At 37.9% G+C, this 14473-nt stretch carries 12 protein-coding genes; 1 reads left to right on the top strand and 11 read right to left on the bottom strand.

Annotation, left to right across the window (positions count from 1 at the left end):
- Positions 1-128: 128 nt before the first annotated feature.
- Positions 129-1202, top strand: a complete 1074-nt coding sequence (locus MLOOGBEN_RS25635; RefSeq protein WP_256989279.1) for a sensor histidine kinase — start codon at positions 129-131, stop codon at positions 1200-1202.
- A 61-nt stretch (positions 1203-1263) separates the two neighbouring features.
- Here the strand turns inward: MLOOGBEN_RS25635 and MLOOGBEN_RS25630 are convergent, their stop codons facing one another.
- From MLOOGBEN_RS25630 to queG, 11 genes are all read right to left on the bottom strand, one after another.
- Positions 1264-2856 carry a sodium:solute symporter family protein gene (locus MLOOGBEN_RS25630; RefSeq protein WP_179161095.1) on the bottom strand — a complete coding sequence of 531 codons (1593 nt, stop codon included), beginning with the start codon at positions 2854-2856 and terminating at the stop codon, positions 1264-1266.
- 19 nt (positions 2857-2875) lie between these two features.
- On the bottom strand, positions 2876-3004 hold the full coding sequence (locus tag MLOOGBEN_RS29515) for a hypothetical protein (protein WP_256989278.1): 129 nt from the start codon (positions 3002-3004) through the stop codon (positions 2876-2878).
- A 30-nt stretch (positions 3005-3034) separates the two neighbouring features.
- Entirely contained in the window at positions 3035-4069 is a 1035-nt protein-coding gene (locus MLOOGBEN_RS25625) for a ketopantoate reductase family protein (protein WP_179161094.1), read from the bottom strand.
- Between the two features lie 63 nt (positions 4070-4132).
- A complete protein-coding gene (locus MLOOGBEN_RS25620) occupies positions 4133-4993 on the bottom strand; it encodes a beta-keto acid cleavage family enzyme (RefSeq protein ID WP_179161093.1) in 861 nt (286 codons plus the stop codon).
- Between the two features lie 212 nt (positions 4994-5205).
- Positions 5206-6696 carry a sigma-54 interaction domain-containing protein gene (locus MLOOGBEN_RS25615; RefSeq protein WP_179161092.1) on the bottom strand — a complete coding sequence of 497 codons (1491 nt, stop codon included), beginning with the start codon at positions 6694-6696 and terminating at the stop codon, positions 5206-5208.
- Between the two features lie 136 nt (positions 6697-6832).
- The gene (gene yhbH, locus MLOOGBEN_RS25610; protein ID WP_133370637.1) at positions 6833-7999 is read right to left on the bottom strand and encodes a sporulation protein YhbH; all 1167 of its coding nucleotides are present in this window, start codon (positions 7997-7999) and stop codon (positions 6833-6835) included.
- 395 nt (positions 8000-8394) lie between these two features.
- Positions 8395-10290, bottom strand: a complete 1896-nt coding sequence (locus tag MLOOGBEN_RS25605; RefSeq protein ID WP_095248408.1) for a PrkA family serine protein kinase — start codon at positions 10288-10290, stop codon at positions 8395-8397.
- Positions 10291-10954: 664 nt separating this feature from the next.
- Complete coding sequence (gene nfsA / locus MLOOGBEN_RS25600; RefSeq protein WP_179161091.1) at positions 10955-11704, bottom strand: oxygen-insensitive NADPH nitroreductase; 750 nt, start codon at positions 11702-11704, stop codon at positions 10955-10957.
- A 48-nt stretch (positions 11705-11752) separates the two neighbouring features.
- Positions 11753-12226, bottom strand: a complete 474-nt coding sequence (gene trmL / locus MLOOGBEN_RS25595; protein WP_179161090.1) for a tRNA (uridine(34)/cytosine(34)/5-carboxymethylaminomethyluridine(34)-2'-O)-methyltransferase TrmL — start codon at positions 12224-12226, stop codon at positions 11753-11755.
- A gap of 66 nt (positions 12227-12292) precedes the next feature.
- The gene (locus MLOOGBEN_RS25590; protein ID WP_179161089.1) at positions 12293-13159 is read right to left on the bottom strand and encodes an amidase domain-containing protein; all 867 of its coding nucleotides are present in this window, start codon (positions 13157-13159) and stop codon (positions 12293-12295) included.
- An 87-nt stretch (positions 13160-13246) separates the two neighbouring features.
- Positions 13247-14380, bottom strand: a complete 1134-nt coding sequence (gene queG, locus MLOOGBEN_RS25585) for a tRNA epoxyqueuosine(34) reductase QueG (RefSeq protein ID WP_179161088.1) — start codon at positions 14378-14380, stop codon at positions 13247-13249.
- Between the last annotated feature and the right edge of the window lie 93 nt (positions 14381-14473).

The following is a 14473-nucleotide window of genomic DNA, read 5'->3' as shown; positions in this document are numbered from 1 at the left end:
GCTTAATTTGGCTTGACCGATGCAGAACACTTCCTTTTTCCAAAACTACTATCATCATTATCTCTGTCCTATTCTTATGGATATGTCTTCAATTCGCCTATAGTCCTGTTCCCTATGCGCGATATGATTTGCGTATCATTCCCATCGTCATTGGCGGTTTATATCTGGGAATCGGTCTTATACTTGTCGCGGGATTGTTACTCATTAGAAGCCTATATGGCCTTGACTCAGGTTTGGTTGGAACGATCCTTCTTTATGTACCACTCGCTATTGTTTTTTTTCGATTATCACCCTGGTTTTGGAAACAATCCTCAGAACGAAGAATATACACTGCAATTTGTTTAGGTATGATACTTGGAGTTCTAAGCACTGCTGGGGAATTGCTTAAAGATACAGGCAGCCCATGGTTTGATGTTTTATTTGCCTACATGGTACTCCCCCCGCTAGGCATTGGTCTTATTGCCTATTCGATTGAATATATCAAAAAAAGTGTAGAACTTAAACATGAATTAATCAAAGTGGAAAAGTTAAAGGCCGTCGAACAAATGGGTGCTGCCATCTCACATGAGATCCGAAATCCGTTAACTGCTGCTAGCGGGTTTGTCCAGTTACTCAATGATGACTACCTCCCTAGACATAAACGCAGAGAATACCTCTCAATCGTAAAAGACGAACTTAATTCCGCTGAAAGAGTAATTGAAGATTATTTAACGTTTGCTAAGCCGTCTTTAGTCTCGATTGAAGAACTAAATGTTAAAAATGAACTAAGGCAAATTATTAACATCTTAACTCCGATGGCAAATCAAAATTCCGTGGAAATTATCACTGATTTTTCTGTAATTGGATTCATTAAAGGGGATAAACAAAGATTTCGCCAATGCTTCATTAATATCCTCAAAAATTCAGTTGAAGCGATGCCGAATGGGGGCCATCTTTATGTTGAAACCCATTTTAACAAGGATTATGTAACCATCTGCATCAGGGACACAGGAATTGGGATGACACTTGAGCAGCTTGAACGACTCGGTGAGCCTTATTATTCAACGAAAGGGAAGAATGGTACAGGTCTTGGAATGATGGTCGTTTATAGTATTGTGCGAGCTATGAATGGTTTTATCCGAGTCGAAAGTGAATTAAACGCAGGCACCACATTTCACATTAAGTTTCCAACGATCACCTCGTTTATGAAAAATGAAAATTGACTTATACAATAGAAATCGACAGGTATTGTACCTGTCGATTTTTTCATATATAAACTACTCTTTAACTACCCAAATGACTTGCTCTATTTTGATATTCTCCGATTTCAGTTGTCTTTGGGTAATCATCCTGATCAATATTAGTATTTTGAATCGCAGCAATTACCTTTTTAGTAGAAGGACTAATGTCAACTTCAAAATATGGCTCGTATGCTTCCAATGGTGGCTTTTTAGTTGCATAAACTGCAACTATAACTCCTACAAACGCAACCGCTAAGGCAATAATAAAAGGATTTGTTGCACCCATTACTTTTGCAAGGACATAAACGAAAGAACCAAGGATAATGTTTGCATAAGCACCTAAACGATTCATGCGCTTCCAATATAATCCTAAGTATACAACAAAAAAGAATGCTGCACCAAACCCGCCATACACATAGGTGAATCCCATTGCTAATAATACTGGCGGTTTAATTGCACTTACCACGGCTATGATACCAAGGGCAAAAATACAAAATCTAAGTTGTTTTCTTTCCGTATTTTCACTTATTTTTTTATTATGAAAGATGTTTTTATAAATATCATTATAAAGTGATGTACCGCAATGCAGAAGCATGGAATTCGCAGTGGAAACTGCGGCCGCACATAAGGCTACTAATGTTAAAGCACCAACCAATGGATGAGCATACTCCATTATAACGATTGGCATGATATAATCAGTAGTTTGTCCTGCTGGAATACTTGGAATTAATGTTTTAGCTCCTAACCCAATTACAATTAAAGGGAGGAAAATAGCAATCAAAGCAATAACAGATAACACCATTTGCATTATAGCAACTTTGACACTTTTCGGCGCTAACATCCTCGTCACCCAGTGAGGTGATACTGCTGCACCTAAGGAATTTGAGATAAAAATCGAGAATAGTGCTCCTAATCCAAATGTACCAACAGGAGATAAAAGAACACCTGCGCTTAAATTTTCTCCCCCTTCAATTGTTGGAGCAGTGCTTGTGGAAAGGGTGTTAAATATGTTTTCGAATCCTCCTGTAGCTACTAAAACAGCTCCTGCTCCTAAAACTACCCCTAAAACGATCAAGATTGAATTTACTGTATCAGTAACGGCAACAGACCAGAAACCACCAATGCTTGTGAAAAGTAAAAAGATTAAAAAGACAAAAATAGCAATTTTATAGTCAATCCCTTTGATTGTTGAAAAAACAATCCCGAAGCCAACCACCTGTAAATGGGTGAAAACAAAATATCCAATAAGCATTAATGCTGCTACCAGTGTCCTTAAATGACTGTTTTTCTTAAAAGGTTCATATCTTAGTTGAACGTATTCTGGAAAGGTCCTGGCAGGTGTTTCTGGTCTTCTGATTTTATATGCCACAAGAGGAATTAATGCGGTTCCAAAGAACCATCCTGCTACCCAGCCAATAATCGCTGCAACTCCGGAGCTATAAAGATATCCTGGAACACCCATGACAGAGGCCACACTAACCCACGTTGCGACTGAAGTTCCAACTCCAATCCATAGCCCCATCCGATGTCCTCCTGTTGTAAAATCAGACATCGACTCAACATTTTTTAAACTTTGCAAACATGACCAGATGAGAAATACCATATAAAATCCAAAAACAGCTATATACCAAGTCATTTTTCTTCCTCCGTCTAAATTATTTAAATAGTTTTCCTGAAGCACCCCAGCGCTTTACACCCGATTTTTCAATTCGAGCACAAAGGTTTACTCCAAATCCAATTGAAAATAATATTGTAAACAACCAGATTGAAAATGCTACTATCATAATGATCACTCCTAGTAAATGGATAAAATATTATTTTAATACAGCACCAAATGACTCAAAACGTGCAAGGTTAGTTGTAAAATTGGGAACCTTTTTTGTGGTTTCAGCTTCTTTTACTAACTGAACAACTAAATCGTTATAAGGAGTTTTTACACCAACCTCTTTCCCCTTTTTGCTAACAAAACCATTGATATAATCAATTTCGGATTCTTTTTGCTTTTCTAGATCTTGAAGCATACTTGCTTTCAGCTTCCTATGTGGAGACCAAACTTCATGATAAAAGTCCATTTTTTCACTAACTGTTTGTCCATCTTTCAGTTCTAAAAACTCCATATCTTTTCCTTGCATCTTGGCTAATTGAATTCCTTGTGCATGTGCTACTTTAATCGCTTCATCTGCAATATAAGCTAAACTAGTCATAGCCGTTTTATTATCCAGAACTTCTCCAAAAGTACAGCCAAGCGCAGCTGACATCCCGCTAAATGTTGCATTCATTAGTACCTTCGACCATTTAATGCCTAAGATATTTGAAGAAATTTCACAATACCCAACATGATCTAATACTGCTTTTACCTTTGATAATCGTGAAGTAATTTTCCCATCAATCTCACCAATATCAAATGCGTATTTTTTTACCGTCTCCCATTCAGTTGTTAGTTCAGACTCACCTGGGCCTATCCAAGTTGCCCCAAATCCAACAACCCCACCTACTGTCCTTTTTGCTCCAATCATAGAAGAAACATATTCTTCAGGGACTCCATTTTGAAGAGTACAAACAATACTATTTTCATGAAGATGTGGAATTACTTGATTTAAAGATTCATAGTTATACACCTGTTTGGTTAGCAAAAAGACCAAATCATATGTTCTATCCAATTTATAAGGTGTGATGGCATTAACCGGAATCGTTTTATTGATAAACCCCGTTAACTTGGCACCAGTTTGATTCAACTTTGTTACATGATCTTCATTAATATCAATTAAATCTACATTCTCCCCGCCTTCTGTCATTAATGCTCCAATTATTGTTCCTAAAGAACCTGCTCCCATTATGGCAATACTCATAACAAAATCCCCCTATTGTATAAAATTTAAGTTTAGTTAATTGATTAAGTTCTGAATAAATTCTTAATTTTGCACGTTCGAGACACTAGTAAGTAGATTATTTCTTTTTAATTTATCTAATCCTAAAATTTTCCTAGCCTCTGCCGGACTGGCTACTTTTCTTCCTAAGGTATTAGACAATTCTACAATTCTCTTAACAAACTGGGCATTTGAAATCGCTAGTTCTCCTCTGCGGTAATAAACACTATCTTCCATTCCCACGCGAACGTGCCCGCCTAATAGGATACTCATTGTATTGATGGTTAATTGATCCTTACTTGCCCCAATGGCTGACCAAGTTGACCCTTCTGGAATAGAGTCAATTAAAAACATTAAGTTCTTAGGAGTGGCAGGCATTCCGCCATGTACACCTAACACAAATTGAAAGTGAAACGGCTTTGTGATTAATCCTTTATTCGCGATTCTTAAGGTGTTATGTATCATTCCAATATCAAATATCTCAATTTCAGGCTTAATTTGGCGTTCTTTAGTAACCGCTGCCAATTGTTCCAAAAATACTGGCGTATTATGAAAAACACCTTGACCAAAGTTCATGGTTCCTGCATCAAATGTGGCCATTTCAGGGTTTAATTCACAAACTCTTAATCTTGCTTCATCATCCATCTCTATTCCACCAGCAGTTGTTAAGTTTAATATAATATCACATTTGTCATGAACCCGATCAATTACTTCCTTATATGTATCCAATTCTAGCGTATTATCCCCCTTATGATCTCTGACGTGAATATGGGCAATAGCCGCACCCTCTTTCCATGATTCAAAAACAGAATCGGCAATCTCTTTTGGCGATAATGGCACGTAAGGTGTGTGTGCCCGAGTAGTTGATGCTCCAGTTGGAGCCACAGTAATAATTAATTTTTCCATCATATTCCCTCACATTCTATATATAATATTTTTCAATTTATGATAGATGCAATTTCTATGCCAATAGAATTAGACCCAATTTACAGGCTTTTCAACTTTTATCTTTAATTGAGTGATGAAATATGTAATCGGTTTTTTTATATTAATTAAAATTTCCGATAACTCAAACAATTAATTAGTGATTAATAAAAGAATCACTTCTGATTCCTTTATTAATCACTTATCTGAATCCCTAATTTTTGGGCCTTTTTCACTACCGATGATTGGCTAATTTTTAAAACTGACGCAGCTTTTCTTGTACTTCCATATTCCATTAGTGCTTTTTCAATCGTCTCTTTTTCTACTTTTGCCACAATTTCTTTAAGGCTAAGTTCGTCGCTTAATTTTTCTGTGCTTAGGGTAGGAATATTTAATAATTTCATTGCTAAACTAACATGAATATTTCTGTATTTATCTGAAATGATAACCATACGTTCAATGATATTTCGCAGCTCTCGAATATTTCCTGGCCAAGTATAGGTTTTGAACAAGTCAAATACTTTATAATCTAACACGACTTGTTTTTTATACTTTGAGTTATAAATGTCAAAAAAATGCTTCACCAATATTTCAATGTCTGACGTCCGTTCCCTTAGCGGGGGTATACTAATAGGAAAAACATTCAATCTGTAATAAAGATCTTCCCTGAATTTCCCCTTTTTCACTAGTTCAAATAGATTACAATTTGTCGCAGCCAAAATCCGGACATCAAATTTAATCGATTTTGTTCCGCCTACACGTATGACTTCTTTTTCCTGTATTATTCTGAGAAGCTTTGATTGTAATTCAAGAGGCATTTCTCCAATTTCATCCAAGAGCAGTGTTCCTTTATCAGCAAGTTCAAACATACCGATTTTCCCTTTACTTGATGCTCCTGTAAAAGATCCTGCTTCATATCCGAACAATTCTGCTTCTAACAGACTGGCAGGAATGGCAGCACAATTGACTTTTATAAATGGTTTACCTTTTCTGTTACTATTACTATAAATCACATTTGAAACAACTTCTTTCCCTGTCCCAGTCTCTCCCGTTATGAGTACAGTTACATCCAAATTCGCTACTTGATGTATCATGCTAATAAGGGTTTGTATTTCTTCACTATTACCAACTAAATTATTAGAAATTTGCAGACTTCTTAGATGTTCGATTTCATTTTGTGAAGAAACTAACTTTTCTTGTATTGCCAATAAATCTGACATATCGCGATTGATCACAACAACCTTTTTTACATTTCCATCATCATCAAATATAGGTGTACCAGAAATTAATACCTTTACCCCTGTACGGATCTCCGCCATCGCATTAATTGATTTTTTTGTTTTAATAATGTCAGGTGTAATGGCATTTTTAAACAATCCTTCCTCCATTAGATCACTTACATATTTATTTAAGACTAGTTCTGCTGGCAAGCCAGTTATTTTGCTATAAGATTGATTGACATATAAGGTCTTTCCTTCCCCATCAGATATATAAATCCCATCATATAGCTCATCACATATTTTTTTATAATCAATGGCCTCGTTTAAATCATCCAGTTCCTTATAAACTCTTTTTAAATCTGATACCATTTCCGTACTAATCAAAGAATTAGGGGACTTGGATTCCAAAGTTTCTATTAATTCTTTAAGTATTTTGTTTGAAGAGTATAATTTTTTCTTGTTCATATTTTCCTCACTACTCTGTATTTTCAGTCTATTAGAATAATTTTATCATTTTTCAGTTTATATAGGGATAGTTGGAAGGAGATTTAGTCATCCGAAACATAAAAAAAGGCAGACTCTCGGCAGCCTGCCTTTTTAATTAAGCATACATTTTATTTTCTTCTTTTTGGAAAAAGCTCTTCATCGCATGGAATACATCCGCTTTTTGCTTAAGAATATAATAACGGAACTGCTCATCCTTGATATTCTTGTAGGCAGACATTAAGGTGGAATGACGATTATACTGATTTACTTCTCCATAACCAAACATGTTTGAAACCTTCATTAGTTCTTCAACAAGCTTGACGCAGCGAGCATTATCAGATGTTAGATTATCACCATCAGAAAAGTGGAATGGATAAATGTTGAACTTACGTGGATTATATTTTGCATCAATGATTTCTAAGGCTTTTCGGTAGGCCGAAGAACAGATGGTTCCCCCACTTTCACCCTTTGAGAAGAAATCCTCCTCAGTAACAACCTTTGCTTCTGTATGATGCGCAATAAATTCAATTTCAACGGTTTCATATTTGGTACGTAAGAAGCGTGTCATCCAGAAGAAGAAGCTTCTAGCCATATATTTCTCCCATATCCCCATCGAACCACTTGTATCCATCATAGCAATTACAACTGCTTTGGAATCTGGTTTTATTACTTCATTCCAAGTCTTAAATTTCAAATCTTCTTTATAAATAGGATGAAATGCAGGTTTCCCCGTCATTGCATTTCTCTTAAATGCAGACATCATGGTACGCTTCTTATCGATATTACCCATTAATCCTGTTTTGCGGATATCATTAAATTCAATATTTTCAACTAAATGTTCCTGATCTTCTTTTCTTTTCAGATTTGGCAGCTCTAGTTGTTTAAATAAAGCTTCCTCTAATTCCATTAATGAAACTTCTGCTTCAAAGTAATCTTCACCAGCTTGATCCCCAGCGCCTTGCCCTTTTCCTGGACCCTTTTGCGCATTTGAACCGTCACGAGCAACTACGTCACCTACTTGGCTTTCACCGTCACCTTGGCCCACGTGTTTGTTTTTGTCATAATTGTAGCGGATTTTATATTCGTCTAATGAACGAATTGGAATTTTAACCACATCGCGTCCATTGGACATTATAATGCTTTCTTCTGTAATTAAGTCGGGAAGATTGTTTCTAATTGCCTCCTGGACTTTTTCTTGATGCCGTTGCTGATCATCGTGGCCTTTACGGTGGAGGGACCAATCTTCTCTTGAAATTACATATTGATGGTTATTGTCAGACAATGTAAACCCCTCCTTATAAATTTTTATTGTTTTCTAGAGTCACATTTTTTTTGAAAAATCATAGAATAACCCGAGTGTAAAAATGCAGATAATGTTGATTACTTTATCCTATGCAGAAGCAGCAAATAATTTACAAATTATTTTGACAATTGGGCTCACACCTTTAAAATTGGACGAGCATAGTCTGTAAGTTGATTGGCGCTCCAGGCGGTTCGGGAAGCCTCCTCGGCGCAAGCGCCTGCGGGGTCTCCCCTGTCCCGTCCTCCTGCAGGAGTCTCGTGCCTTCCGCGCAAATCAACAATGAGATAACTGCTTTGTCAAATTTTTTAAAAAATCAACCCATTATTGAAAAAAACAGACTGGCAGATTCCTTCCGCCAGTCCCTACTATTTGAATTACCGGTTTAATAAACTTCCGACATACCGTAATAGTTCATTTGCTGATGTTGAGTTGTATCCGTGTTCGTCAATTAATCTAGCAACAACATCATTAATTTTCTTTAACTGCTGTTCATCTGGTGTTTTGGAAGAAGTGGTAATTTTGACTACATCTTTAAGATCTGCAAATAATTTCTTTTGAATCGCTTCACGAAGTCTGTCATGTGAGTTGTAATCAAATCGTTTACCTTTTCTCGCAAAGGCAGAGATTCTGATCAGGATTTCTTCCCTAAATGCCTTTTTCGCATTTTCAGAAATACCAATTTGTTCTTCAATCGAACGCATTAATTTTTCATCTGGGTTGATTTCCTCACCGGTTAACACATCACGAAGCTTCGCTTTGTTGCAGTACGCTTCAACATTATCAAGGTAATTATCCATCAATGTTTTCGCGGACTCTTCATAGGAGTAGACAAATGCTTTTTGAACTTCATTCTTGGCAATATTATCATACTCTTTACGTGCAACCGAAATATAATTCATATAGCGCTCACGGAGTTCAGCTGTAATAGAAGGATGTTGATCCAGTCCGTCTTTTAACGATCTTAATACATCTAAAGCATTAATAGACGGTACTTCTTTACGAATGATAGTAGATGATATTCGGTTAATGACATAACGCGGGTCAATCCCACTCATACCTTCATCTGGGTATTCTTTCTTTAGTTCACTGACATCAACTGCATTAAAGCCTTCCACATTCTCTCCATCATACAGTCGCATTTTCTTGACTAAGTCAATATCACCCTTTTTTGGTTCCTTCAGACGGGTTAGAATCGTAAACATCGCTGCAACCCGTAACGTATGCGGGGCAATATGCACATCCGAAACATCACTTTCACTAATCATCTTTTCATAGATTCTTTCTTCCTGTGAAACTTTTAGATTATACGGAATTGGCATAACAATAATCCTGGAATGCAAGGCTTCGTTCTTCTTGTTCGAAATAAATGAACGGTATTCCGTTTCGTTTGTATGTGCAACGATTAGCTCATCTGCAGAAATAAGTGCAAACCTTCCAGCTTTAAAGTTTCCTTCTTGTGTTAAGGAAAGCAGATGCCACAAGAACTTTTCATCACACTTTAACATTTCCTGGAATTCCATCATTCCGCGATTCGCTTTATTCAGTTCACCATCAAAGCGGTAGGCTCGTGGATCTGATTCTGAACCAAATTCTGCAATAGTTGAAAAGTCAATACTTCCTGTTAAATCGGCAATATCCTGTGATTTTGGATCGGACGGGCTAAAGGTTCCGATTCCAGTTCGCTTATCCTCTGAGAAAAAGATTCTTTCAACTAACACATCTTCGATTCTTCCACCGTACTCCTGCTCCAGGCGCATCATATTTAATGGTGAAAGATTTCCTTCAATGCGAATACCATACTCTTCATAAAAATCCCGACGTAAATGATGAGGGATTAAATGAAGCGGATCTTCGTGCATCGGGCAGCCTTTAATGGCGAAAACAGAGCCTCTATCCGTATGGGAGTAGGCCTCTAAACCACGTTTCAGCATGGTAACAAGTGTAGATTTACCGCCGCTTACCGGACCCATCAGCAATAATATCCGCTTTCTTACATCCAGCCTTTTAGCCGCAGGATGGAAGTATTCCTCGACAAGTCTTTCTAATGACTCCTCCAAACCAAATAATTGATTCCCAAAGAAATTGTAGTTCTTAGTCCCTTTGACTTCCTCAATGCCAGCGTCTTTGATCATATTATATACTCGTGAATGTGCAGATTGTGCTACCCATGGCTTCTCTTTTAACAACAGTAAATAATCTCCAAATGATCCTTCCCAACGTAGCTTTTCTTCCTCTTCTCTAAACATCTCAATTTTTTTTAGGATATCCATAAGGCCCTCCCCCTGTAGCGTTATCAGAGACGATTAATATACTCTATGCACCAAAGAACTTGAACATGCGTAACGTTGAAGTATTCCTGCCTATCTTTTTTGTTTTATTAAAAGATTGGAATATTGCTCTTTTCATTTTTTTAAGATAGGCTATAATAAATGTATATGTGTATATAACAAGAAATATCTTAAAAATAAGGAGGCTTTACATAAGCATGGGACTTTTTCTAGTTATTTTAGTTATGGTGGCGTTTCTAGCAGCTATCTTTACATCAGGTTATAATGATAAGCCAGGATCCAGTAAATAATATTTTCCACCAAAATAGGCTGCCATGAGGGCAGCCTTTTATTATTTGTAAGAACTGTATGCGTTTGCTAGAAGCAGTATGGTTGTTTGTATGAACTGTGTGCGTTTTGTAGAATCCGTACGGTTTATTGTAGAACCTGTATGCTTTTTTGTATAAGCTGTACGCTTCTTTGTAGAACCTGTACACTTTTTTGTATAAGCTGTACGCTTTTTTGTATAAGCTGTACGCTTTTTTGTATAAGCTGTACGCTTTTCCGTAGAACCTGTACACCTTTTTGTAGAACCTGTACACTTTTTTGTATAAGCTGTACGCTTTTCCGTAGGAACTGTACACTTTTCTGCAAAACCTATACAGTATTATCTCAAATCCATCTTATTTTTTTGAACAAATTCCTTCATATCCATCCGTGTTTGTTTTTCAAGCATGTTTGCCATCTGCTCAGTCCAGGTATCCTTCCTTTTTCCGTTTGTCCTCTCCACATAATAGTTGGAGATTACTTGATTATAATCTTGCAGCTGCCGTAAATAAATGTCTTGGTCCTGTTCATATTCTTCTTCATGATAGACATGCTCAAAAGGCAGTCTTGGCTTTTGGTCATTTATTTTCTCTGGATAGCCGACCGTCATGCCAAAGAGCGGGATGACCCTGTCTGGAGTTTTTAATAATTCTTTTACATCCTCAAGCTTATTGCGAATTCCACCTATGTAACAAATTCCGAGTCCCATTGATTCCGCAGCGATTGCTGCATTTTGAGCGGCCAGCGTCGCATCGATGAGCGCCACCATAAATTTCTCTGTACTTTCAATTGAAGCGAGTACACCTTTCCCTTCCATTTCTCCAATCAATTCATGTCGGCTCAAATCGGCGCAAAATACAAATAGATGGCCATTTTCCGCAACGTATTCCTGGTTTCCTGCTATCTCCGCAAGCTTCCGCTTTTTTTCCTTATCCTTTATGCCAATAATCGAATATGCCTGGATAAAGCTAGATGTAGACGCAGCTTGTGCACAAGCAACAATCGTTTTAATTTGTTCATCGGTTAACTGTTTGTCCTTAAAATGACGGATTGATCGATGATTTAATATAGTAGTAATGGCTTCATTCATAATGATACTCCCTTTCTGTGTTTAACAAAAAGAGGCCTATATTGGCCCCTATTTTAATTGACGATAGTCTTGCTGCCTTAATGCTTCATAGATTAGAATCGCAGCGGTATTGGATAAATTCAAGGAACGAATATTATCATTCATCGGAATCCTCAGGCTGACATCCTTATTATTTTCAATCACGTCTTTTGGAAGCCCGGTCGTTTCACGGCCAAAAATGAAAAAATAATCTTTATCGGGATTGCTATAATCGAAGGAACTATAGGGCTTTTCACCAAATTTAGTAATATAGAAAAACTCTCCGCCTTCATTTTTCTGATAAAAATCATCTAGTGAATCATAATAAACAATGTTTACAAACTCCCAATAATCCAATCCCGCTCTTTTTAACATTTTATCATCTGTTGAGAACCCTAATGGACGGATCAAATGTAAGGATGTATCGGTTCCAGCACAGGTTCTTGCGATGTTTCCTGTGTTTGAAGGTATTTGCGGCTGATATAGTACGACATGTATTGCCAAGAATCTCACCTCATAAAAAAAACTCTTTTAACATTATACCATTATCAACCTGCCAAACAAATTTTCTCACCCATCGACAATCGTGAAAAACTTATATTTAATATTTGGTGTGTAGGCAGATGAATCTTCATAGGCCCAGTATCTCATACGGCTATTGTACGTATTGGCATTAACAAGCGGCATTCCATAGGCATCCTTAGCTGTGACCATTGTGTTATGATTATAACGGCCGTCCCCTTCGAAATCGTAGCAGATAACATCCCCCAATAACAGTTGATCTGGGCTGCTGACTTCTTTTGCCCGTAAGCCACTCTTCGAATTAGCCAAATACAACCGTAAGGAATGGGCCACTGTCCAGCTGTAACTCCAATTATTACTTCGGACCCACCAGCCTGTTCCTTTGTTCGGATAGCCTCTCATCGGCGCCCCGCCAGCGTGAAGACATTGCGAGATATAATTCGTACAGTTGTTCTCAAACGTCTTATAGGCGGGATTGTAGCTATTCCACCAGCGTTCCGCATATTGAACCGCTTTTAAGCGATTATACTGATAACTTATCCGTTCCTCCTGTTCATCCTCTGCTGCGATTTCCAACTCATACTGCTTCGCATAGGGGTTTATTTCTTTATCCATAATCAAATCATTTTTAAAGAACTTGCACATTCGTACTTCGACTTCTTCCTCTTGATATAGCGTTCCTTTTTGTCTAATCAGGTATTGGTAATGAACCTGATAAATCGTGGTTTGAAAATCTCCATCAACGGATTGATTAAGGATGTTCCCCCGAGCCTTCACCTTAACGATATCTGCGGACCGTTTAGCAAAAGACTCCAGCTTTTGTTCGGCCTTTTCATAATTCCCTGGCTGCCTCTTACTCTTTGAAACAAATTGTTCGACTCGTCCTTCAAACAATTCCTGGAGTGATTGATCCACCTTGATCTCCCCCTTCTGTTTCATACATATGTGCAGAAGGGAAATTTAATCAAAAAAAATGAGCAAAGACTGTATGTCCTCGCTCATTTAGTTCTTAAGTTTTAGTAAACTTTTTTCAATCGCACTCTTCACTTCTAAATCGTCTTCCTTTTCTGCTGCTTTTTCCAGTGCCTCAACCGCTTCTAGACTGCCAATTTTCCCTAGAGCCCATGCCGCTGTTTCCTTTAGTACAGTACTGGTTTCATTTTCTAACACACCTAGTAAATCTGGAACAGCACTTTCGTCCTTGAAATGAGCCAGCGCGATGATGACATTGCGCTGAATCGGCTTTTTGCCTCTCCACGATCCTGCGACGGGACCAAATCGGTTTTTAAATTCACGATTGCTCATTTTTAACATCGGTCGGAGGAGTGGCTTGGCTATCTCGGGGTCAGCCTCCATTTCCTCATGGAAGTGAAAATCCTTCCCTTTATTGACTGGGCAGGACGTTTGACAGGAATCACATCCATACACCCGGTTACCAATCTTATCTATAAATTCTTCAGGAATCACAGTTTTTGTCTGTGTTAAAAAGGCCACGCAGCGCTGTGCATTAATTTGTCCACCTTGTATCAATGCTCCCGTCGGGCAGGCTTCGATACAAGCAGTACAAGAACCGCATTGATCCTCCATTGGTGTATCAGCTTCAAAAGGAATGCTGGTAATCATTTCGCCTAGGTAGACATAGGAGCCAAACTCCGGCGTCATAACCGCACAATTTTTACCGCTCCAGCCAATCCCAGCCCTCACGGCAACCGCACGGTCAGAAAGCTCCCCTGTATCGACCATTGATTTGAGTCGGGCCTCTGGTACTTTTGCTAAAATAAACGCCTCCAGCTTTTTTAACCGGTCTCGTAAAATATGATGATAATCTAATCCCCATGATGCCCGGGAAAAAAAGCCTCTCCGTTCGCCTTTTTTACCTACAACCCGAACCTTCATTTTTGAAGGATAGGCAAGCGCAATGGAAATGATCGACCGCGGTTCTGGAAGAAGCATGGCTGGGGTCACCCGTTTTTCAATATCAGGCTCTTCAAAGCCTGATTGATACCCAAGCTCCTGCTGGCGAATCAGTCTATTTTTCAACTCTGTAAAAGGATCTGCCGTGGTAAAACCAATCTTATCAATGCCGATTGTTTTACTATACGCAATGACTTCCTCCTTCAATTGATCAATATTCATTCCAAAACCTCCCTTCTTCTAAAAATAATCTATAGGTAAGCCGCTAATTTCTCGTTCCATATCTCATTATGATAAACTATTTTTATGAAATTT

Source organism: Bacillus sp. EB106-08-02-XG196 (assembly GCF_013396335.1).
Lineage (GTDB): Bacteria > Bacillota > Bacilli > Bacillales > Cytobacillaceae > Neobacillus.
The sequence above is the reverse complement of the archived record's forward strand: the minus strand, read 5'-3'. Positions and strand labels throughout refer to the sequence as shown.